This window comes from Streptomyces sp. CB03238 (assembly GCF_002099185.1).
GTDB lineage: Bacteria > Actinomycetota > Actinomycetes > Streptomycetales > Streptomycetaceae > Streptomyces.
In genome coordinates this window covers 1-21,529 of the sequence record NZ_NBCN01000019.1, presented here as the reverse complement: position 1 = coordinate 21,529, position 21,529 = coordinate 1, and the positions used below count along the sequence as shown (strand labels likewise).

The window sequence follows — 21,529 nt, the reverse complement described above, 5'->3', positions numbered from 1 at the left end:
CGCCCTCGACACCCCCTGGGATCGCCACCCATGACTGACACGCACAGCGCCACCGGCGGCGACGTCCGCCTCTCCGGCATCAGCAAGACGTACGGCTCCTTCACCGCCGTCCACCCCCTCGACCTGACCGTCCCACAGGGCTCCTTCTTCGCCCTCCTCGGCGCGTCCGGCTGCGGCAAGACCACCACCCTGCGCATGATCGCCGGCCTGGAGGAGCCCACCACGGGCACCGTCCACCTAGGCGACAAGGACGTCACCGACCTGCCCCCGTACAAGCGGCCCGTCAACACCGTCTTCCAGTCGTACGCCCTCTTCCCGCACCTGAACATCTACGAGAACGTCGCCTTCGGCCTGCGCCGCCGCGGCGTCAAGTCCGTCAAGAAGCAGGTCGGCGACATGCTCGACCTCGTCCAGCTCGGTGACAAGGCGGGCCACAAGCCGCACCAGCTCTCCGGCGGCCAGCAGCAGCGCGTCGCCGTCGCCCGCGCGCTCATCAACCACCCCCAGGTGCTCCTCCTCGACGAGCCGCTCGGCGCCCTCGACCTCAAGCTGCGCCGCCAGATGCAACTGGAGCTCAAGCGCATCCAGACGGAGGTCGGCATCACCTTCGTCCACGTCACCCACGACCAGGAGGAGGCCATGACGATGGCCGACACGGTCGCGGTGATGAACGGCGGCCGTGTCGAGCAGCTCGGCGCGCCCGCCGACCTCTACGAGAACCCGCGCACCACCTTCGTCGCCAACTTCCTGGGCACGTCCAACCTCATCGAGGCCGAGGTGGTGGGGGCCGGCTCGGACGTCACCGTCACGGCCGGCGGCGGCAAGCTGCGGCTGCCCGCGGACCGGTGCTCCGCCGACACCCGCACCGGCGGCAAGCTGCTCGTCGGCATCCGCCCGGAGAAGATCACGCTCGCTCACGCCGACGACGCGGGCGCGATCCCCGACGGGCGCAACAGGGTCGCCGGCCGGATCGTCGACACCTCCTTCATCGGCGTCTCCACCCAGTACGTCGTGGACAGCCCCGCCGGCACCGCCCTCCAGGTGTACGAGCAGAACGTCGAGCGCGACACCCGCCTCACCCCCGGCGCCGAGGTCGTCCTGCACTGGAACCCGGCGCACACCTTCGGCCTGGACGCCGCCCAGGACATCGACGCGGGCGTGGAAAAGGTGGAGGACGCCGCGTGACGATCACCGAAGCACCACCCGCACCGCCCGCGCCGGACCAGCCGGTCGTACGGAAGCCGGCCACCCGCAAGCGGCTCGTCCCGTACTGGCTGCTCCTGCCCGGCATCCTCTGGCTGCTCGTCTTCTTCGCGCTGCCGATGGTCTACCAGGCCTCCACGTCCGTGCAGACCGGTTCCCTGGAGCAGGGTTTCCAGGTCACCTGGCACTTCCAGACCTACTGGGAGGCGTTCACCGAGTACTGGCCGCAGTTCGTCCGGTCCCTGGTGTACGCCGGAACCGCCACCTTCCTGTGTCTGCTGCTCGGCTACCCGCTCGCCTACCTCATCGCCTTCAAGGCGGGCCGCTGGCGAAACCTGCTCCTGGTCCTGGTCATCGCGCCGTTCTTCACCAGCTTCCTCATCCGTACGCTGGCGTGGAAGACGATCCTCGCGGACGGCGGCGCGGTCGTCGGCGCCCTGGACGCGCTGCACGTCCTGGACGTCACCAACTGGCTGGGCTGGACCCAGGGAGACCGCGTCCTGGCCACGCCCATGGCGGTGGTCTGCGGCCTCACGTACAACTTCCTGCCCTTCATGATCCTGCCGCTCTACACCTCGCTGGAGCGGATCGACGGACGGCTCCACGAGGCCGCCAAGGACCTGTACGCCTCGCCCGCCACCACCTTCCGCAAGGTGACCTTCCCGCTGTCCATGCCGGGCGTGGTCTCCGGGACGCTGCTCACCTTCATCCCCGCGAGCGGCGACTACGTCAACGCCGAGCTGCTCGGCTCGACCGACACCAAGATGGTCGGCAACGTCATCCAGTCGCAGTTCCTGCGGGTGCTGGACTACCCGACGGCGGCCGCGCTGTCCTTCATCCTGATGGCCATCGTGCTGATCATGGTCACCGTCTACATCCGCCGGGCCGGAACGGAGGACCTGGTCTGATGCGCTGGCTCCGCAAGAACCTCGTCGCCATAGCGGGTCTGCTGACCCTCGCGTACATGATCCTGCCGAACATCGTCGTCATGGTGTTCTCGTTCAACAAGCCGGCGGGGCGCTTCAACTACTCCTGGCGCGAGTTCTCCACCGACGCCTGGCGGGACCCCTGCGGCGTCGCCGACCTGTGCGGCTCGCTCACGCTGTCCCTGCAGATCGCCGCCTGGGCGACGCTCGGCGCCACCGCGCTCGGCACGATGATCGCCTTCGCGCTCGTCCGCTACCGCTTCCGGGCGCGCGGCACGATCAACTCGCTGATCTTCCTGCCGATGGCGATGCCCGAGGTCGTCATGGCCGCCTCCCTGCTCACGCTCTTCCTCAACATGGGCACCCCGCTGGGCTTCTGGACGGTCCTCATCGCCCACATCATGTTCTGCCTGAGCTTCGTCGTGACGGCGGTCAAGGCGCGGGTGATGTCCATGGACCCGCGCCTGGAGGAGGCCGCCCGGGACCTGTACGCGGGGCCCGTGCAGACCTTCCTGCGGGTCACCCTGCCCATCGCCGCGCCCGGCATCGCCGCCGGCGCGCTGCTCGCCTTCGCCCTGTCGTTCGACGACTTCATCATCACCAACTTCAACGCGGGCTCCACCGTGACCTTCCCCATGTTCGTGTGGGGCTCGGCGCAGCGCGGCACGCCCGTACAGATCAACGTCATCGGCACGGCGATGTTCGTCATCGCGGTCCTGGTGGTGGTCGCCGGTCAGGTCGCGGCCAACCGGCGCAAGCGCACAACCATCTCGTGAGTTCCGATAGGAGTTGGAAACCATGGCCCCAGCTGCCATGCGTACTGCTGCACAATCACTCTCGGACGCCCAGCCCGTCCCCTTCTGGCTGGAAGACCCGGGCAAGCCGGCCGCTCTGCCCGCCCTCACCGGCACCGAGCACTGCGACCTGCTGGTCGTCGGCGGCGGCTACAGCGGCCTGTGGACCGCGCTCCTCGCCAAGGAGCGGGACCCCGCGCGGGACGTCGTCCTCATCGAGGGCCGGGAGGCGGGCTGGGCCGCCTCCGGCCGCAACGGCGGCTTCTGCGCCGCCTCCCTCACCCACGGCTTCGGCAACGGGCTCGCCCGCTGGCCCGACGAGCTGGCGAAGCTCGAAGAGCTGGGCATCCGCAACCTCGACGCCATCGAAGCGGCCGTCTCCGCGTACGGCATCGACTGCGACTTCGAACGCACCGGCGAGATCGACGTCGCCACCGAACCCCACCAGATGGCCGAGCTGACCGAGGTGTACGAGGAGGCCGACCGCCTCGGCCTCGCCGGCCACCTGGAACTCCTCGACCGGGACGCCGTACGCGCCCAGGTCGACTCGCCCACCTTCCTGGGCGGGCTGTGGGACCGGCGCGGCGTCGCCATGCTGCACCCGGCCAAGCTGGCGTGGGGCCTCAAGCAGGCCTGCGTCGACCTCGGCGTACGCGTCTACGAGAACACCCGGGGCCTTGAGCTCGCCCGCGCGGGTGCCGGAATGGCCGTACGCACGCCCTATGGGCGGGTTTTCGCCCGGCAGGTCGCGCTCGGTACCAACGTCTTCCCGTCCCTCGTCAAGCGCGTACGCGCCTACACGGTCCCCGTCTACGACTACGCCCTGATGACCGAGCCGCTGACGGACGATCAGCTGGAGTCGATCGGCTGGAAGAACCGCCAGGGCCTCGGCGACAGCGCCAACCAGTTCCACTACTTCCGGCTCTCCGCCGACAACCGGATCCTATGGGGCGGTTACGACGCCATCTATCCGTTCGGCGGACGGGTCAGCCCCGAGCACGACCACCGGCCCGAGACGTACCTGAAGCTCGCCGAGCACTTCTTCCGCTGCTTCCCGCAACTGGAGGGCGTCCGGTTCAGCCACGCCTGGGGCGGCGCCATCGACACCTGCTCCCGCTTCTCGGCGTTCTTCGGCACGGCCCATGGGGGACGGGTCGCCTACGCGGCGGGCTTCACGGGGCTCGGTGTGGGCGCGACGCGGTTCGGGGCGGACGTGATGCTCGACCTGCTGTCGGGCGAGCGGACCGAGCGTACGGAGCTGGAGATGGTGCGCACCAAGCCGCTCCCCTTCCCGCCGGAGCCCATCGCCTGGGCGGGCATCGGGCTGACCAAGTGGTCCCTGGCCCGGGCCGACGCCAACGGGGGCCGCCGGAACCTGTGGCTGAAGGCGATGGACCGGCTCGGGCTCGGCTTCGACAGCTGATCGTCATCCGAATGCGCCCGGTGAGCGCCCCCGCCGACCCCGTTCACCACCACGCCGGTGCCCCAGCCGCGTAATGATCCACGCGGACCCCTCTCTCCCCGTGTGAACGCACTGCCCGCCGGGGCAGTCACAGACACGGACATGGAGGCGGCGGGCGATGACTGGTTCGGCGGACAGGGCCGCGGTGGAGTGGCTGGCAGCGGTGGCGCCGGATCCCGCCGCCTGCCGGTGGGAGTGGGAGCGCAACCCCCTCGGGGTCGCGCTCCTGCCCGCCGGCCGGCGCTGGGACGTGCTGATCACTCCGGCCGAGCTCGGCCACGCCACCCTCGACGTCCTGTGCCGGCTCGTCGACCGGCCGGGTCCGGTACTGCTCGCCGAGACCGGTGAGGCGCGCCTGGGTTTCTTCGTCCCCGTGGGCACCGCCGCCCGCTGGGTCGGCACCGGGATGCGGGCCGCCGGCCGCGGCACCTGGATCGTCGTCCCGTACCCGGGACGGGCGACGGGTGCGGCCCGCTGGTTGGTGGTGCCGGACGGCAGCGGCACGCTCAACGACCCGGCGCTCCTGGAGCTGGCGATGCACGAGGCGGCGGGCCGGGCGGGCCGACGGGCACGGCCCCATGAGGACCGCTGATGGAGGTTACGCCGCGCCTAGGCGGCTTCCCTCCGGACTTCCCGGGTGTCGACGATGAGGGTGCCGTCGTGCTGCTCGTAGTGGGAGAGGGCGAGCCCGAGGCCGAAGAACGTGGGTGCCCACTCTCCGACGAAGATCCCCCACCGGTCGGCGCGGGCCAGTCCAGTGCCGGGCTCCATTTTGAGGGACCCCATCCAGGTGGCGACGGAGAGGCCGATGGAGGCGAAGGCCGCCACGTACGCGTGCTCGCTGCGCACGCCCATTTGGTGAAGCTTCCGGATGACCATGGTGGTGCTCCTTTCGATGGCAGTACGCCACGAAGTGCCCAAACTAGGACAATCCATGCAAACGTCGTGCTGTCGGCAGGAGCGTCGCGAACAGGCAGCCGCTGGCCAGCACATCCAGCGGCCAGTGGTAGCCGCGCAGCACCAGCCCGATGCCCGTCCCCACCGTCAGCAGCACGGCGACCGGCAGGAGGCGCCGGTGCACCAGCAGCGCCGCGCCGCAGTACGCCACCAGGGCCGTCGCCGTGTGCCCGGACGGGTAGTAGCCGGTCTCGGAGGTGAGCGGGCCGACCCGGTCCACGAGCAGTTTCAGTGGTACGACCAGGGCCGGTACGAGCGCCATGGCGAGCCCCGCGTACAGCGCCTCGCTGCGGCGGCCGCGCCACACCGCGTACGCCATCGCGGCGGCCAGCACGGGGAGGGCGACCTGCATGTTGCCCAGGTCGGCGAGGAACTCGGTCAGGGCGGCGGGGCCGTGACCCACCAGGGCGCGGCTCGCGCGCTCGTCGAGGCGGGCGAGGGGGCCGTGGGCGGCGACCTGCCAGGTGATGGCCGCGAAGAGGACAGCGGCGAGGAGGGAGAAAAGAGCCGGCCGCCCCGGAACAGGGGGGGTGGTTCCGGGGCGGCCGCCTGGACCGGTGCGCCGCGCGCCCCGGGGGGTGTGGGGCGGGCGACTGTCCGATCGGTGAGGAGATCCGGAGCCGGAAGCTCCGGTGGTGTGCGCGAGGGCACGACCAGGACGAGGCTGGGGAGGCTCCGTCCCGGAGCCGCCCGCAGTTGCCTGCGGACGGGGTGTTTCTCTCATCTGCAGAAACCGTACGGCAGAGAACGGGGGGCCGACAGGCGGATCTCCATCCCGCCATCGGCCCCCCACGGCTTCTTCACAACCGGTCGCCGGGAGTCAGCGTCACACGCCCGCGAAGGCGTTCTCGATGATGTCCAGGCCCTCGTTCAGCAGGTCCTCGCCGATGACCAGCGGCGGCAGGAAGCGCAGCACATTGCCGTAGGTGCCACAGGTCAGGACCAGCAGACCCTCGGCGTGGCAGGCCTTGGCGAGCGCGCCGGCGGCCTCCGGGTTCGGCTCCTTGGTCGCCGGGTCCTTCACCAGCTCGATCGCGATCATGGCGCCGCGGCCACGGATGTCGCCGATGATCTCGTACTTCTCCTGCATGGCGGCGAGGCGGCCCTTCATGACCTCCTCGATGCGCTTGGCCTTGCCGTTGAGGTCGAGCTCCTTCATGGTCTCGATCGCCCCGAGCGCGCCGGCGCAGGCCACCGGGTTGCCGCCGTACGTGCCGCCCAGGCCACCGCCGTGCACGGCGTCCATGATCTCGGCGCGGCCGGTCACGGCGGCGAGCGGCAGGCCGCCCGCGATGCCCTTGGCGGTGGTGATCAGGTCCGGGACGACACCCTCGTCCTCGCACGCGAACCACTGGCCGGTACGGCAGAAGCCGGACTGGATCTCGTCCGCGACGAACACGATGCCGTTGTCGTTGGCGAACTTCACGATCGCCGGCAGGAAGCCCTTGGCCGGCTCGATGAAGCCGCCCTCACCCAGCACCGGCTCGATGATGATCGCGGCGACGTTCTCGGCGCCGATCTGCTTGCTGATCTGGTCGATCGCCTGGGCGGCGGCCTCGGGGCCGCAGTTCTCGGCGCCGGTGGGCCAGCGGTAGCCGTACGCGACCGGGACGCGGTAGACCTCGGGCGCGAACGGGCCGAAGCCGTGCTTGTACGGCATGTTCTTGGCGGTCAGCGCCATCGTGAGGTTCGTACGGCCGTGGTAGCCGTGGTCGAAGACGACGACGGCCTGGCGCTTGGTGTACGAGCGGGCGATCTTGACCGCGTTCTCGACGGCCTCGGCGCCGCTGTTGAACAGCGCGGACTTCTTGGCGTGGTCGCCCGGCGTCAGCTCGGCGAGCTGCTCACAGACCTCGACGTAGCCCTCGTACGGCGTGACCATGAAACACGTGTGCGTGAAGTCCTGGAGCTGGGCGCTGGCCCGGCGCACGACCGCCTCGGCGGACGCGCCGACCGACGTCACGGCGATGCCGGAACCGAAGTCGATGAGGCGGTTGCCGTCGACATCCTCGATGATGCCGCCACCGGCGCGGGTCGTGAAGACCGGCAGCACGGAGCCCACGCCGCCCGCGACCGTGGACAGACGGCGGGCCTGAAGCTCCTGCGACTTCGGGCCGGGGATGGCGGTGACGACGCGGCGCTCCTGCGGGATATCGGTCATGCGGGGCTCCTGGGGTGGGGTCTTTCGGACGCTACTGCTCTTTCTTCCGCAGGCTAGGGCTGGGGGAGGGGGCGCGGCATGCTCCGTTAGGGAGTGGTGGGGGGTGTGTCCTTGTCCGGGACGGACATAGGGGGCCCCGGTGGGCTCGTTTGCGTGGATCGGTGCGGGCTGTTTGCTGCCGGTGGGTGGGGGGGCGTGGCCCCTCCGGGCTCGTCTCCTCGAGGCCGGCGGCCTTGGGTCTCTCTTCAAGGGAGCCCAGCCTTCGGCGCCAACCTCTGCGGGGACGACCCTGCACGGCCCCACCCCAAGGCCGTATGTCGTCTTGCGGCAGGACGTTCCCGCAACACGCGGGCTCGGGCACTACATTGACGGGGGCACAGACGCGCGGGACCTGGCTGGTCAGGGGGCAGGGGTTCATGGACACCGACGGTACGTACGAGGCACGGCGCACCCACGTCGGCAAGCCGCCCGTGCCGCCCCCGCCCCGGCACGCCCCCGCGCCCGCCGGCGGCGGCACCGCGCAGTGGCTGCGTACGCCCCGGCCGGCGGCCGAGCCCGGGGTGTGGCGGTTCGGGCACCGGCCGCGGCCGGAGGAGGAGCCGGAGACGGTGCCCGCGCGGCGGCTGTTCGCCGGAGCGGTGATCGCCCTGCTCAGCGGCTGGCTCCTGTGGTCCCTGCTCTGGAACGGGTACCTGGGCCACTACTGGCTCTGGCCGCTGCTGGTGCTCACCCCCGACGAGTGGCGTACGCAGCCGGGGACGTGGGCCACCGCCAGCTATGTCTATTACGCGGTCGTCGGCGGTGGCCTGCTGGTCTTTTTCGCCCGGATCGGCCACGTTCCCGAGATCTGGCGCCGGTACGCCAAGAAGAAGGACGCCCCGCCCCCGCCGCCGCCCCCGGACGCCGACCCCGTCGACTGGCCCGAGCTGTGGGACGCCGGGCTGACCGAGGCCGCCCAGAGGCTCGCCGAGGCGACCAGGGCCGGGGCGCTGCGCGATGTGGACTACGCCCGCATCCGGCGGGCCTGGCAGGGCGTACGGACCCACCCGGACCGGCTGGCCGCGTTCACCGACGCGGTGCGCGCCCATGGGCCCGCCGCGTGCGCGCACCCGTCCGGCGTGCGCGACCTGCCCGTGCGTACCGCCGCGCACGACCTGGCCACCGCCCAGGTGCGGATCGGCACCGCCGCCGACCACCCCCGTAACCCCTACGCCCGGCGCACCACCGGGGTCGCCCTGGAGCCGGCCGTGCTCGGCACGTCGCTGCTGGCGGTCGGGCCCGCCGGGTCGGGGAAGACGGTCCGGCTGGTCCGGCCGGTCACCGAGTCCCTGTGCCTCCAGGCCCTCGCCAACCGCGCCGCCGTCGTCGCCGTGACTGCCCATGGCACCGCGCTCGCCCCGGACGGCGCCTTCGACGTGGTCGTCTCCGTGGGCCGCCCGGACTCCACGCACGACCTCGACCTGTACGGCGGCGCCGACGACCCCGACGAGGCCGCCCGGATGCTCGCCGAGGCCCTCGTCGGCGACCTGGTGCCGGACAGCCGCCGGGCGGCCACGGCCCTGGCCCAGCTGATCGGGCCGTACCGGGCCGCGCACGGCCACTTCCCCGCCGTACCGGAGCTGCGCGAGCTGCTCGGCGGGGCGCCCAAGGCGCTGGCCGCGCTGCGCGCGGCGGTGGCGGACGACCCGGCGCAGGTGCGGGAGCTGGACGCGCGGGAGCGGCAGGCCGAGCGCGGTGACGATGTCGGCGTGCTGCTGGCGGAGCGGATCGCGTTCCTGGACCGGCCGGCTTTCGCGCGGTTCTTCCGTACGGACGGGGAAGGGCGCCGGTTCTCGCTGCGGGCCATCGAGCACCCGCTGCGCGTGCGCGTCGATCTGCCCGAGCGCGGGCACGCCGAGGCGTCCCGGATCGTGGCGCGGCTGCTGCTGGCGCAGTTCACCGAGGCGGCCCTGGGCCGGGCGGACCGGTCGCTGTTCGCCTGCCTGGTCCTGGACGACGCCACGTACACGATCACCGCCGACTCCGTACGCGCCATCCAGCGGCTGCGCTCCGCCCATGCGGGCGTCGTCCTGGCCCTGCGCACCCTGGAGGACGTGCCGGAGGCGCTGCGCGGGCCGCTGCTGGGCGCGGTGGGGTGCCGGATGGCGTTCGCGGGGATCGCGCCCTGGGACGGCGGGCGGTTCGCGGAGACCTGGGGCACCGAGTGGGTGCAGACCCGGGACGTCACCAACCGGCAGATCATCTCCGACGAGCCGCTCACCAAGGCCCTGCACTTCCTGCGCCGCCTGGTCACCGGCAAGGCGGCGACGGCGGAGGCGGTGACGGTACGGGAGGTCGAGCGACAGCGCTGGTCCGCCTCCGACCTCGCCCACGCCGTGCCTCCCGGGCATGCCGTACTGTCCCTGACAGGCGTGCGAGGGGAACACACCCCTCCGCTTCTGGTCGACCTGCGTACGTGACAACCTGGCAGAATTGAAGGACGTCGTTCATACGGGACGGCGAAATTCCCCTTCCGAAAGTCCGACGGTCCCCAGCCATGCCGCCCACGCTTGCCTCGCTCGTCCAGCACTCGGCGCTGAAACTCACCGTCCGCGCCGGGGAGGACCGCCTCGACACGCCCGTCCGCTGGGCGCACGTCAGTGAGCTCGCCGACCCCGTCCCGTACATGGAGGGCGGCGAGCTGCTGATGATCACAGGCATGACGCTGGACGCCGAGGATCCGGACGCCATGCGCCGCTATGTGCGCCGGCTGGTCGCCGCCGGGGTCGTCGGGCTCGGCTTCGCCGTCGGCGTCAACTACGACGAGACGCCGCAGGCGCTCGTGGACGCCGCCCGCGAGGAGGGCCTGCCGCTGCTGGAGGTGCCGCGCCGCACCCCGTTCCTGGCCATCTCCAAGGCGGTGTCGGCGGCGATCGCGGCGGACCAGTACCGGGCGGTGACCGCCGGGTTCGAGGCGCAGCGGGAGATGACCCGGGCGGCCCTCGCCGAGGGCCCGGCCGCGGTGGTGGCGCGGCTGGCCGCCCATGTGGACGGCTGGGCGGCGCTGTACGACGCGTCCGGCGCCGTGGTCGCGGCGGCGCCCGAGTGGGCGGCGCGGAGGGCGGCGCGGCTCACCTCCGACGTGGAGCGGCTGCGGGAGCGGTCGGCGCCCGCGAGCGCGGTGGTCGGCGGCACCGAGGACCGGGTGGAGCTCCAGTCGCTGGGCAGCGGGCGGCGGGTGCGGGGCGCGCTGGCGGTGGGCACCGGGGCGCCGCTGGGCACGGCGGAACGGTACGCCGTCCATTCGGCCATCGCCCTGCTGACGCTCACCACCGAGCGGTCGCGCTCCCTCCAGGCGGCCGAGCAGCGGCTCGGCGCCGCGGTGCTGCGGATGCTGCTGGCCGGGCAGCCGGACCACGCCCGGGCGGTGGCGGGCGACCTGTACGGCGGGCTGCTCGACGCCCCGTTCCGGCTGCTGATCGCCGAGCAGGCGTCGGCGGAGCGGGACCCGGCCGCCGAGGCGCCGCTGCCCGCGCTCGCCGAGACCCTGGAGGCGGCGGCCGCGCGTACCGGGGAGGCCGTGCTGGCGGTTCCGGAGGGCGAGGAGCGGCTGGTCGTCCTCGCCGGGGACGGGGGCGCGGTGGCCGCCGCGTGCGAGGCGTACGCCGAGAAGGAGGCCGAGGAGGCCGGGCTGGTCATCGGCCTGTCGGCCCCGACCGGCCCGATCGCCGCCAACGCCGCGTACAAGCAGGCCGAGCAGGCCCTGTCGGTCGCCCGCCGGCGCGGCCGGGCCCTGGTCGAGCACGAGGAGCTGGCGGCCGGCTCGGTCCTGCCGCTCCTCGCCGACGACGCCGTACGCGCCTTCGCCGACGGCATGCTGCGGGCGCTGTACGAACACGACGCGACCGGCCGCGGCGACCTGGTCGCCTCCCTGCGCGCCTGGCTCTCCCGCCACGGCCAGTGGGACGCGGCGGCGGCGGACCTGGGCGTCCACCGGCACACGCTGCGGTACCGGATGCGCCGGGTCGAGGAGATCCTGGGCCGCTCGCTGGACGACCCGGACGTACGGATGGAGCTGTGGCTGGCCCTGAAGGCCACGGGCGGGGCACCGGCGACGTAGAGGACCGGCCCGCAGCCGGACGACGGCCGGGCGGGGCCGCCCCCGCAGAGGCCGCCAGCCCACCGCGCCGGCCGCCGCCCACCGGCGGTGCCGCCACCCCCACCGGCGCTGGCCGCCGCCCATCGGGCTCGCCGTCATCGCGGAACCCCTTGCCGCTGCCCGAAGGCGGGCAAATTTCTGCAGGCCACGGGTGGGGCGCCGGCGACCTGGAGGAGAGGACCGGCCCGCAGCCGGACGACGGCCGGGCGGGGCCGTGCAGGGTCGCCCCCGCAGAGGTCGGCGGCGGCGGGCGGGCTCCCTTGGGAGCTCCCAAGGCCGCCGGCCTCGAGGAGGTGAGCCCGGAGGGGCCACGCCCCCACCCACCGGCGGTGGCCGCCACCCCATCGGCCCGCACCCGCGGGCACCGTGAACAGGCACCGCCTCAGGGCGAACCGCGTCAAGGGCACCGCCCCGGTCCCGTTGTGCCCACCCTCCCCCAAGCTCTCGGCTTCGCTCGAGCAGGGGGGACCCCCATCGCCCAGCGGGACGACTACCCACAACGGGAAGCCTTGGTCGCGAACGCCCTTCCCCTGCCCGGATACGGGCAGATTCCTTGCCGTTCCGGTCGCAAGATCCATAGTCTCCGGTGCATGACAAGCCCCGCCGTCGACCCGCCCTCCGCCACGCCCGCCCGGACTCCGACCCCGACCCCGACCCCGACCCCGACCCGGACCCGGACCCGGACCCGCGCCCGACCCGCGCCCCCCGCCCGCCGGATCAGCGGCGCCGTATGGGCCGCCCTGGCGATCGTGTACGTGGTGTGGGGGTCGACCTACCTCGGTATCAGCGTCGTCGTCGAAACCATGCCGCCGTTCCTCTCCGCCGGCGTCCGGTTCGTCGTCGCGGGCGCCCTCCTCGCCGTCCTGCTGGCCTGGCGGCACGGCCCCGGCGTCCTGAAGGTCAGCCGCCCGCAGCTCGCCTCCGCCGCCGTCGTCGGGCTGTTCCTGCTGCTCGGCGGCAACGGGCTCGTCGTCCTCGCCGAGACCTCCGTCCCCTCCGGCCTCACCGCCCTGCTCATCGCGGTCGTCCCCGCCTGGGTCGTCCTGCTGCGCACCGCCTTCGGCGAGCGGCCCGGCCCCGGCGCGTACACCGGCGTCCTGCTCGGCCTCGCCGGGCTCGCCGTCCTCACGCTCCCCGGCCTCAGCGGCGACGTACGGATCGGCGGCGTCCTCACCGTGATCGCGGCGACCGTGCTGTGGTCCGTCGGCTCGTTCTCCTCGTCCCGCATACCGATGCCCGCGAACCCCTTCACCGCGAGCGTGTACGAGATGCTCGCCGGTGGCCTCGGCTGCCTCCTCCTCGGGCTCGTCCGAGGCGAACAGCGCGGCCTGGACGTGGCGGCCTTCTCCACCCGCTCCTGGGTCGCCTTCGCCTACCTGGTCCTGTTCGGCTCGCTGCTCGCCTTCACCGCGTACGCCTGGCTCCTGCAGACCGCCCCGCTCTCGCTCGTCGCGACATACGCCTACGTCAACCCCGTCGTCGCCGTCGCCCTGGGCGCGCTGATCCTCGGTGAGGCCCTGACCTGGCCGATCGCCCTCGGCGGTGCGGTGGTCGTGGCCGGGGTGTGCCTGATCGTCAGTACGGAACGGCGAAACTGACGCCGAGCACCACTCCATCCCGGACAAGCGACCGCGCGGCTTCCCGGCCCTACCGTGTGAGCAGAGACAGCCCCACCCCCACTCCGCACAGCTTCGAAAGGGCCGGGATCCGCACATGACTGCCACCGCCTTCTGGCTCGCCGGCCGCCAGGCCACCGGCGAGACCACCTTCGACGTCACCTCCCCCTGGGACGGCCGCACCGTCGGCCAGGTGTCCGTGCCCACCGAGGCCCAGGTCGAAGAGGCCGTGGCCGCCGCGCACGCGGTGACCGACGAGTTCGCCGCGACCCCCGCCCACGTCCGCGCCGCCGCCCTCGACCACGTGTCGAAGCGGCTCGCCGAGCGCACCGAGGAGATCGCGCAGCTGATCTCCGCCGAGAACGGCAAGCCCATCAAGTGGGCCCGTGGCGAGGTCGGCCGTGCCGTCTCCGTCTTCCGCTTCGCCGCCGAGGAGGCCCGCCGCTTCAACGGCGGCGAGGCCCAGCGCCTCGACACCGACGCCGGCGGCACCGGCCGCCTCGGCCTGACCCGCCGCTTCCCCAAGGGCGTCGTCCTCGGCATCGCGCCGTTCAACTTCCCGCTGAACCTGTGCGCCCACAAGGTCGCCCCGGCCATCGCCGTCGGCGCGCCGATCATCCTCAAGCCGGCCCCGGCCACGCCCCTGTCCGGCCTGATCCTGGGTGAGCTGCTCGCCGAGACCGACCTGCCGGCCGGCTCCTGGTCGATCCTCCCGGTCACCAACGACCGCATGCCCGCCCTGGTCAAGGACGAGCGCCTGCCGGTCATCTCCTTCACCGGCTCCGACACGGTCGGCTACGCCATCCAGGAGTCCGTGCCGCACAAGCACTGCACCCTGGAGCTCGGCGGCAACGCCGCCGCCGTCGTCCTCGGCGACTGGTCCTCCGAGGAGGACCTGGACTGGGCGGCGACCCGTATCGCCACCTTCTCCAACTACCAGGGCGGCCAGTCCTGCATCTCGGTGCAGCGGGTCATCGCCGACGCCTCCGTCTACGACCGCCTGGTCGCCAAGGTCGTCGCCGCCGTCGAGGCGCAGGGCACCGGCGACCCGTCCGACGACGCCACCGACGTCGGCCCGCTGGTCAGCGAGGACGCCGCCAAGCGCGTCGAGGCCTGGGTCGACGAGGCCGTGAACGCCGGCGCGAAGCTCCTCACCGGCGGCAAGCGCGACGGCGCGACCTACGCCCCGACCGTGCTGGAGAACCTGCCCGCCGACACCACCCTCGCCTGCGAGGAGGTCTTCGGCCCGGTCCTCACCCTCCACAAGGTCGACGGCGAGGCCGAGGCGTTCGCCAAGGTCAACGACTCCAAGTTCGGCCTCCAGGCGGGCGTGTTCACCCACGACCTCCAGACCGCCTTCCGCGCCCACCGCGCCCTCGAGGTCGGCGGCGTGATCATCGGCGACGTCCCGTCCTACCGCGCCGACCAGATGCCGTACGGCGGCGCCAAGCAGTCCGGCGTCGGCCGCGAGGGCGTGCGGTACGCGATGGACGACTACACGTACGAGCGAGTGCTGGTCCTCACGGGCCTCGCGCTGTAGCCCGTACGGCTCAGACCGGCGGCCGGAGCCCACTGTGCGGGGGCTCCGGCCGTCTTTTCGTACCCCGCGTAATCGGGTAATACGGTCGAGTAGCACCGGTCGGTAGGACCACCGGCCGGCCGCCCCCCGACGCGGCGAGGTGAGCCCACCATGTCCGGCCCCCACCACAAGCCCAAAGTCTCCGAGCGCGAGGCCCGCCAGGTCGCCGAGGCCGCCCGCGAACAGGACTGGCGCAAGCCCAGCTTCGCCAAGGAGCTGTTCCTCGGCCGCTTCCGGCTCGACCTGATCCACCCGCATCCGCTGCCCGCCACCGAGCACGTCCAGCGCGGCGAGGAGTTCCTCGCCAAGCTGCGCGACTTCTGCGAGACGAAGATCGACGGCGCCCTGATCGAGCGCGAGGCCCGCATCCCCGACGCCGTCATCGACGGCCTCAAGGAGATCGGCGCCCTCGGGATGAAGATCGACACCAAGTACGGCGGCCTGGGCCTCACCCAGGTGTACTACAACAAGGCCCTGGCCCTGGCCGGTTCCGTGAGCCCCGCCGTAGGCGCCCTCCTCTCCGCCCATCAGTCGATCGGCCTACCGCAGCCGCTCAAACTCTTCGGCACGCCCGAGCAGAAGGAGACCTACCTCCCGCGCCTCGCCCGTACCGACATCTCCGCCTTCCTCCTCACCGAGCCCGACGTCGGCTCCGACCCCGCCCGCCTGGCCACCACCGCCGTCCCGGACGGCGACGACTACGTCATCGACGGCGTGAAGCTGTGGACCACCAACGGGGTGGTCGCCGACCTGATGGTCGTCATGGCCCGCGTACCGAAGTCGGAAGGGCACAAGGGCGGCATCACCGCCTTCATCGTCGAGGCCGGGTCGGAAGGCGTCACCGTCGAGAACCGCAACGCCTTCATGGGCCTGCGCGGCCTGGAGAACGGCGTCACCCGCTTCCACCAGGTCCGGGTCCCGGCCGCCAACCGCATCGGCCCCGAGGGCGCCGGCCTGAAGATCGCGCTCACCACCCTCAACACCGGGCGGCTGTCCCTGCCGGCCATGTGCGCGGGCGCCGGCAAGTGGTGCCTGAAGATCGCCCGCGAGTGGTCCGCCGTACGCGAGCAGTGGGGCAAGCCCGTCGCCCACCACGAGGCCGTCGGCGCGAAGATCTCCTTCATCGCCGCCACCACCTTCGCCCTGGAAGCGGTCCTGGACCTCTCCAGCCAGATGGCGGACGAGGACCGCAACGACATCCGCATCGAAGCCGCCCTCGCCAAGCTGTACGGCTCCGAGATGGCCTGGCTGATGGCCGACGAACTGGTCCAGATCCGCGGCGGCCGCGGCTACGAGACCGCCGACTCCCTCGCGGCGCGCGGCGAACGGGCCGTCCCCGCCGAACAGCTCCTCCGCGACCTGCGCATCAACCGCATCTTCGAGGGCTCCACCGAGATCATGCACCTGCTGATCGCCCGCGAGGCCGTCGACGCCCACCTCGCGGTCGCCGGCGACATCATCGACCCCGACAAGACACTGGGCGACAAGGCCAAGGCGGGCGCCCAGGCGGGTGTTTTCTACGCCCGCTGGCTGCCGAAACTCGTCGCCGGACCGGGCCAGCTGCCGCGCGCGTACGCCGACTTCCACCCCGCCGGCCACGCCGACCTGTCCACCCACCTCCGCTACGTCGAGCGCACCTCCCGCAAGCTGGCCCGCTCCACCTTCTACGCCATGTCCCGCTGGCAGGGCCGTATGGAGACCAAGCAGGGCTTCCTCGGCCGGATCGTCGACATCGGCGCCGAACTGTTCGCGATGAGCGCCGCCTGTGTACGGGCGGAGCTGCTGCGTACGACGGAGGCGCACGGCCGCGAGGCGTACCAGCTCGCGGACACGTTCTGCCGCCAGTCCCGCATCCGGGTGGAGGAGCTGTTCGGCCGGCTCTGGAACAACACCGACGACCTCGACCGCAAGGTCGTCAAGGGCGTCCTGTCCGGCACGTACACCTGGCTCGAGGAGGGCATCATCGACCCCAGCGGCGACGGCCCCTGGATCGCCGACGCCACCCCGGGCCCCTCGGCAAGGGAAAACGTCCACCGCCCCATTCGCTGATCCTGGTACACCCGCCCCGGGGACGGTCCACGCAATGGACAAGGCACCCCCCGGGGCGCCGGGGACCGGCAGGATGGGCGCCGTGACCGTCATCCACATCCCCGGCTCCAAGTCCGTCACCGCCCGCGCCCTCTTCCTCGCCGCTGCGGCCGACGGCACCACCACCCTCGTCCGCCCGCTCGTGTCCGACGACACCGAGGGGTTCGCCGAGGGGCTCACCGCCCTCGGGTACGAGGTCGAGCGCGGCCCCGGCGCGTGGCGCGTCCAGGGCCGCCCCGCCGGGCCCGCCGCCCCCGCCGCCGACGTCTACTGCCGTGACGGCGCCACCACGGCCCGGTTCCTGCCCACGCTCGCCGCCGCCGGGCACGGCGACTTCCGGTTCGACGCCTCCGCGCAGATGCGGCGCCGTCCGCTCGGCCCCCTCACCGAGGCGCTGCGCACCCTGGGCGTCGACCTGCGCCACGAGGGCGCCGAGGGACACCACCCGCTGCGGATCGCCGCGTCCGGCATCAAGGGCGGGGCGCTCACCCTGGACGCCGGGCAGTCGTCCCAATACCTCACCGCCCTGCTGATGCTCGGCCCGCTCACCACCGAGGGCCTGTCGATCACCGTCACGGACCTGGTCTCGGAGCCGTACGTGGAGATCACCCTCGCGATGATGCGCTCCTTCGGCGCCGAGCCCACCCGCCAGAAGAACGTCTTCACCGTCCCCCCGACCGGCTACCGCGCCACCACGTACGCCATCGAGCCCGACGCGTCCACGGCGAGCTACTTCTTCGCCGCCGCCGCGCTCACCGGCCGCGAGGTCACCGTCCAGGGCCTCGGCACCGACGCCCTCCAGGGCGACCTCGCCTTCGTCGACGTCCTTCGCCGGATGGGCGCCGACGTGACGATCACCGCCGACGGCACCACCGTGCGCGGCACCGGCCGCCTCAGCGGCCTCACCGTCAACATGCGGGACATCTCCGACACCATGCCGACGCTCGCCGCCCTCGCCCCGTTCGCCGACGGACCGGTCCGCATCGAGGACGTGGCGAACACCCGCGTCAAGGAGTGCGACCGGCTGGAGGCGTGCGCCGAGAACCTGCGGCGCCTCGGCATCACGGTCACCACCGGTCCCGACTGGATCGAAATCCACCCAGGAAGCCCCCGCCCCACGGAAATCACCACGCACGGCGACCACCGCATCGTCATGTCCTTCGCCGTCACCGGCCTCCGTACCCCCGGCATCTCCTTCGACGACCCCGGTTGCGTACGCAAGACGTTCCCGGACTTCCACGCCCATTGGGGGAAGTTCACTTCCCCGGCTTAGGGGATGCCGGGTCCGGGCACGCCGCGGATGCGGCAAGAATGGGGGGCATGAGCGACAGCCCAGCCCCCCTCGCAGACCCGCACATCGCCTTCGATCCGTCCGAAGGCCGCCGGGACATCGTCGTCCTCGGCTCCACCGGGTCCATCGGCACCCAGGCCATCGACCTGGTGCTGCGCAACCCCGACCGCTTCCGCGTCACCGCCCTGTCCGCCGCCGGCGGCCGGGCCGGGCTCCTCGCCGAGCAGGCGCGCCGGCTCCGGGTGCGTACGGTGGCCGTGGCGCGCGACGAGGCGGTGCCCGCGCTGCGGGAGGCGCTGAAGGAGCAGTACGGCTCCGACCCGCTGCCCGAGATCCTCGCCGGACCGGACGCCGCCACCCAGGTCGCGGCCTCCGACTGCCACACCGTGCTCAACGGCATCACCGGCTCCATCGGCCTCGCGCCCACCCTCGCCGCCCTCGAGGCGGGCCGCACCCTCGCCCTCGCCAACAAGGAGTCGCTGATCGTCGGCGGCCCGCTGGTGAAGGCCGTCGCCAAGCCCGGCCAGATCATCCCGGTCGACTCCGAGCACGCCGCGCTCTTCCAGGCGCTCGCCGCCGGCACGCGCGCCGATGTCCGCAAGCTGGTCGTCACGGCCTCCGGAGGCCCCTTCCGCGGCCGTACGAGGGAGGAGCTGGCCCACGTCACCCGCGAGGACGCCCTGGCGCACCCCACGTGGGCCATGGGCCCGGTGATCACGGTCAACAGCGCGACCCTCGTCAACAAGGGCCTGGAAGTCATCGAGGCGCACCTGCTCTACGACATCCCCTTCGACCGCATCGAAGTCGTCGTACACCCCCAGTCCTACGTGCACTCCATGGTGGAGTTCACCGACGGGTCCACCCTCGCCCAGGCGACCCCGCCCGACATGCGCGGCCCGATCGCCCTCGGCATCGGCTGGCCCGAGCGCGTCCCCGACGCGGCCCCGGCCTTCGACTGGTCCACGGCGTCCACCTGGGAGTTCTTCCCCCTCGACACCGAGGCCTTCCCCTCCGTCGGCCTCGCCCGCCACGTCGGCGAGCTGGGTGGCACGGCCCCGGCGGTGTTCAACGCCGCGAACGAGGAGTGCGTGGAGGCGTTCCTCGCCGGGCGGCTGCCCTTCAACGGCATCATGGACACGGTCACGGCGGTCGTCGCCGAGCACGGCACACCGGCCGAGGGAACTTCCCTGACCATGCCGGACGTCCTGGAGGCGGAGACCTGGGCGCGCGCCCGGGCCCGTGAACTGACGGCGAAGGCAACCGCGGAGGCTCGCGCATGACGATCTGGCTGACGATCCTCGGCATCGCGCTCTTCGCGGTCGGGCTGCTGTTCTCCATCGCCTGGCACGAGCTCGGCCACCTGTCCACGGCCAAGCTCTTCGGCATCCGCGTGCCCCAGTACATGGTGGGCTTCGGCCCCACCCTCTGGTCGCGGAAGAAGGGCGAGACGGAGTACGGCATCAAGGCCATCCCGGCCGGCGGCTACATCCGCATGATCGGGATGTTCCCGCCCGGCGACGACGGCCGCATAGAGGCCCGCTCCACGTCCCCGTTCCGGGGCATGATCGAGGACGCCCGGTCGGCGGCGTACGAGGAGCTCCAGCCCGGCGACGAGACGCGGCTGTTCTACACGCGCAAGCCGTGGAAGCGCGTCATCGTGATGTTCGCGGGCCCGTTCATGAACCTGGTCCTGGCCGTCGCGATCTTCCTCGGCGTCTCGATGACGTTCGGGTTCGCGACCCAGACGACGGAGGTCGCCGGCGTACAGAAGTGCGTCATCGAGCAGAGCGAGAAGCGCGACACCTGCGCCAAGGGCGACCCGGTGTCCCCCGCCCACGCCGCCGGGCTCAAGCCGGGCGACAAGATCGTCGCCTTCGACGGCAAGCCGGTCGACGACTGGGCCACGCTCTCCCAGCGCATCCGCGACACCATCGGCCCCGCCGACCTCACGGTCGTCCGCGACGGCAGTGAACTGACCCTCCACCCCACCCTGATCAAGAACGAAGTCGTCCAGAAGGACGAGGACGGCGAGGTCGTCGAGGGCAAGTACGTACCGGCCGGCTACCTGGGTTTCGCCGCCAGGACCGAGATCCTTCCGCTCGGCTTCGGCCAGTCCGTGGACCGCATGGGTGACATGATCGAGAACGGTGTGGAGTCCATCGTGGCCCTCCCGTCCAAGATCCCCGACCTGTGGAACGCGGCCTTCAGCGACGGCGAGCGCAAGGCGGACTCCCCGGTGGGTGTCGTCGGAGCCGCGCGGATCAGCGGCGAGGTGATGAACCTGGACATCCCCACGCAGAACATCATCGCGACCTTCCTGACCCTCCTGGCCGGCTTCAACCTCTCCCTCTTCCTGTTCAACATGCTGCCGCTGCTGCCGCTGGACGGCGGGCACATCGCGGGCGCGCTGTGGGAGTCCGTACGCCGGAACGTGACCAAGGTCTTCCGGCGCCCCGACCCAGGTCCCTTCGACGTCGCCAAGCTGATGCCGGTCGCCTATGTGGTGGCGGGGATCTTCATCTGTTTCACGCTGCTCGTGCTGGTCGCGGACATCGTCAACCCGGTAAAAATCTCGTAGACACACGGCGTACGTACGCGTGAACGACAGTGGCCGGACACCCCGTGGTGTCCGGCCGTGTCATTGGGGGCCTGTAATCTCGAAGCTGGAGCCCGCCGATCTCGGGACCGCGATTCAGACCTTGGGGTTGCACAGCAGATGACCGCGATTTCTCTCGGTATCCCGTCCGTTCCGACCAAGCTGGCCGACCGCCGTGTCAGCCGCAAGATCCAGGTCGGCTCGGTGGCCGTCGGCGGTGACGCGCCCGTGTCGGTGCAGTCCATGACGACGACCCGGACCTCCGACATCGGCGCCACGCTCCAGCAGATCGCCGAGCTGACCGCGTCCGGCTGCCAGATCGTACGGGTGGCCTGCCCCACCCAGGACGACGCGGACGCGCTGGCGACGATCGCCCGCAAGTCCCAGATCCCGGTGATCGCCGACATCCACTTCCAGCCGAAGTACGTCTTCGCCGCGATCGACGCGGGCTGCGCGGCGGTCCGGGTCAACCCGGGCAACATCAAGCAGTTCGACGACAAGGTCAAGGAGATCGCCAAGGCCGCCGGGGACGCGGGCACCCCGATCCGGATCGGCGTCAACGCGGGCTCCCTCGACAAGCGGCTGCTGGAGAAGTACGGCAAGGCCACCCCGGAGGCGCTGGTGGAGTCCGCGCTGTGGGAGGCCTCCCTCTTCGAGGAGCACGGCTTCCGGGACATCAAGATCTCGGTCAAGCACAACGACCCGGTCGTGATGATCG

17 protein-coding genes are annotated in these 21,529 nt (G+C 72.0%); 14 read left to right on the top strand and 3 right to left on the bottom strand.

Translation table 11 applies throughout. The annotated features are described in order from the left end of the window. The first annotated feature begins 30 nt into the window (after positions 1-30). The 5 genes from BKD26_RS28825 to BKD26_RS28805 all read left to right on the top strand — a co-directional run bounded on the left by BKD26_RS28825 (position 31) and on the right by BKD26_RS28805 (position 4,977). A complete protein-coding gene (locus BKD26_RS28825; protein ID WP_084904137.1) occupies positions 31-1,185 on the top strand; it encodes an ABC transporter ATP-binding protein in 1,155 nt (384 codons plus the stop codon). Then, positions 1,182-2,111 (top strand): ABC transporter permease, encoded by a 930-nt coding sequence (locus BKD26_RS28820; protein ID WP_084904134.1) that lies wholly within the window; start codon positions 1,182-1,184, stop codon positions 2,109-2,111. Before BKD26_RS28825 ends, BKD26_RS28820 begins: the two co-directional genes overlap by 4 nt. After that, on the top strand, positions 2,111-2,905 hold the full coding sequence (locus tag BKD26_RS28815) for an ABC transporter permease (RefSeq protein WP_084904131.1): 795 nt from the start codon (positions 2,111-2,113) through the stop codon (positions 2,903-2,905). The genes BKD26_RS28820 and BKD26_RS28815 overlap by 1 nt, the downstream gene beginning before the upstream one ends. 22 nt (positions 2,906-2,927) lie before the next feature. Then, complete coding sequence (locus BKD26_RS28810) at positions 2,928-4,346, top strand: FAD-dependent oxidoreductase (RefSeq protein WP_084904128.1); 1,419 nt, start codon at positions 2,928-2,930, stop codon at positions 4,344-4,346. Positions 4,347-4,503: 157 nt separating this feature from the next. Next, complete coding sequence (locus BKD26_RS28805; protein WP_084904124.1) at positions 4,504-4,977, top strand: hypothetical protein; 474 nt, start codon at positions 4,504-4,506, stop codon at positions 4,975-4,977. Positions 4,978-4,994: 17 nt separating this feature from the next. Here BKD26_RS28805 and BKD26_RS28800 read toward each other — a convergent pair whose 3' ends face one another. The 3 genes from BKD26_RS28800 to gabT all read right to left on the bottom strand — a co-directional run bounded on the left by BKD26_RS28800 (position 4,995) and on the right by gabT (position 7,503). Then, positions 4,995-5,264: a hypothetical protein gene (locus BKD26_RS28800; protein ID WP_073754631.1), complete on the bottom strand. Its 270-nt coding sequence runs from the start codon at positions 5,262-5,264 to the stop codon at positions 4,995-4,997. A 43-nt stretch (positions 5,265-5,307) separates the two neighbouring features. Continuing rightward, a complete protein-coding gene (locus tag BKD26_RS28795; protein WP_084904122.1) occupies positions 5,308-6,066 on the bottom strand; it encodes a phosphatase PAP2 family protein in 759 nt (252 codons plus the stop codon). 102 nt (positions 6,067-6,168) lie between these two features. Then, positions 6,169-7,503 (bottom strand): 4-aminobutyrate--2-oxoglutarate transaminase, encoded by a 1,335-nt coding sequence (gene gabT, locus BKD26_RS28790; protein ID WP_084904120.1) that lies wholly within the window; start codon positions 7,501-7,503, stop codon positions 6,169-6,171. A gap of 416 nt (positions 7,504-7,919) precedes the next feature. Between gabT and BKD26_RS28785 the strand changes: the two genes are divergently transcribed. The 9 genes from BKD26_RS28785 to BKD26_RS28745 all read left to right on the top strand — a co-directional run. Next, positions 7,920-9,962, top strand: a complete 2,043-nt coding sequence (locus BKD26_RS28785; RefSeq protein WP_084904117.1) for an ATP-binding protein — start codon at positions 7,920-7,922, stop codon at positions 9,960-9,962. 77 nt (positions 9,963-10,039) lie between these two features. After that, complete coding sequence (locus BKD26_RS28780; protein ID WP_084904115.1) at positions 10,040-11,602, top strand: PucR family transcriptional regulator; 1,563 nt, start codon at positions 10,040-10,042, stop codon at positions 11,600-11,602. 629 nt (positions 11,603-12,231) lie between these two features. After that, positions 12,232-13,239 carry an EamA family transporter gene (locus tag BKD26_RS28775; RefSeq protein WP_084904113.1) on the top strand — a complete coding sequence of 336 codons (1,008 nt, stop codon included), beginning with the start codon at positions 12,232-12,234 and terminating at the stop codon, positions 13,237-13,239. A gap of 115 nt (positions 13,240-13,354) precedes the next feature. Then, positions 13,355-14,797 carry an aldehyde dehydrogenase family protein gene (locus BKD26_RS28770; protein ID WP_084904110.1) on the top strand — a complete coding sequence of 481 codons (1,443 nt, stop codon included), beginning with the start codon at positions 13,355-13,357 and terminating at the stop codon, positions 14,795-14,797. A gap of 150 nt (positions 14,798-14,947) precedes the next feature. Next, positions 14,948-16,885, top strand: coding sequence for an acyl-CoA dehydrogenase family protein (locus BKD26_RS28765; RefSeq protein ID WP_084904107.1), 1,938 nt, complete (start codon positions 14,948-14,950; stop codon positions 16,883-16,885). Between the two features lie 82 nt (positions 16,886-16,967). Beyond that, on the top strand, positions 16,968-18,197 hold the full coding sequence (gene aroA, locus BKD26_RS28760; RefSeq protein ID WP_084904389.1) for a 3-phosphoshikimate 1-carboxyvinyltransferase: 1,230 nt from the start codon (positions 16,968-16,970) through the stop codon (positions 18,195-18,197). A 47-nt stretch (positions 18,198-18,244) separates the two neighbouring features. Then, positions 18,245-19,495, top strand: coding sequence for a 1-deoxy-D-xylulose-5-phosphate reductoisomerase (gene dxr, locus BKD26_RS28755; RefSeq protein ID WP_084904106.1), 1,251 nt, complete (start codon positions 18,245-18,247; stop codon positions 19,493-19,495). Next, a complete protein-coding gene (locus tag BKD26_RS28750; RefSeq protein WP_084904102.1) occupies positions 19,492-20,793 on the top strand; it encodes a site-2 protease family protein in 1,302 nt (433 codons plus the stop codon). The genes dxr and BKD26_RS28750 overlap by 4 nt, the downstream gene beginning before the upstream one ends. A 138-nt stretch (positions 20,794-20,931) precedes the next feature. Then, positions 20,932-21,529: flavodoxin-dependent (E)-4-hydroxy-3-methylbut-2-enyl-diphosphate synthase (locus tag BKD26_RS28745; protein WP_179166743.1), on the top strand; the 598-nt coding region annotated here is incomplete at its 3' end.

Coding starts and splice junctions, on each gene's coding strand:
- BKD26_RS28825 (WP_084904137.1), top strand. CDS start 31: ATGACTGACACGCACAGCGCCACCGGCGGCGACGTCCGCCTCTCCGGC.
- BKD26_RS28815 (WP_084904131.1), top strand. CDS start 2,111: ATGCGCTGGCTCCGCAAGAACCTCGTCGCCATAGCGGGTCTGCTGACC.
- BKD26_RS28810 (WP_084904128.1), top strand. CDS start 2,928: ATGGCCCCAGCTGCCATGCGTACTGCTGCACAATCACTCTCGGACGCC.
- BKD26_RS28805 (WP_084904124.1), top strand. CDS start 4,504: ATGACTGGTTCGGCGGACAGGGCCGCGGTGGAGTGGCTGGCAGCGGTG.
- BKD26_RS28800 (WP_073754631.1), bottom strand. CDS start 5,264: ATGGTCATCCGGAAGCTTCACCAAATGGGCGTGCGCAGCGAGCACGCG.
- BKD26_RS28795 (WP_084904122.1), bottom strand. CDS start 6,066: ATGAGAGAAACACCCCGTCCGCAGGCAACTGCGGGCGGCTCCGGGACG.
- gabT (WP_084904120.1), bottom strand. CDS start 7,503: ATGACCGATATCCCGCAGGAGCGCCGCGTCGTCACCGCCATCCCCGGC.
- BKD26_RS28785 (WP_084904117.1), top strand. CDS start 7,920: ATGGACACCGACGGTACGTACGAGGCACGGCGCACCCACGTCGGCAAG.
- BKD26_RS28780 (WP_084904115.1), top strand. CDS start 10,040: ATGCCGCCCACGCTTGCCTCGCTCGTCCAGCACTCGGCGCTGAAACTC.
- BKD26_RS28775 (WP_084904113.1), top strand. CDS start 12,232: ATGACAAGCCCCGCCGTCGACCCGCCCTCCGCCACGCCCGCCCGGACT.
- BKD26_RS28770 (WP_084904110.1), top strand. CDS start 13,355: ATGACTGCCACCGCCTTCTGGCTCGCCGGCCGCCAGGCCACCGGCGAG.
- BKD26_RS28765 (WP_084904107.1), top strand. CDS start 14,948: ATGTCCGGCCCCCACCACAAGCCCAAAGTCTCCGAGCGCGAGGCCCGC.
- dxr (WP_084904106.1), top strand. CDS start 18,245: ATGAGCGACAGCCCAGCCCCCCTCGCAGACCCGCACATCGCCTTCGAT.
- BKD26_RS28750 (WP_084904102.1), top strand. CDS start 19,492: ATGACGATCTGGCTGACGATCCTCGGCATCGCGCTCTTCGCGGTCGGG.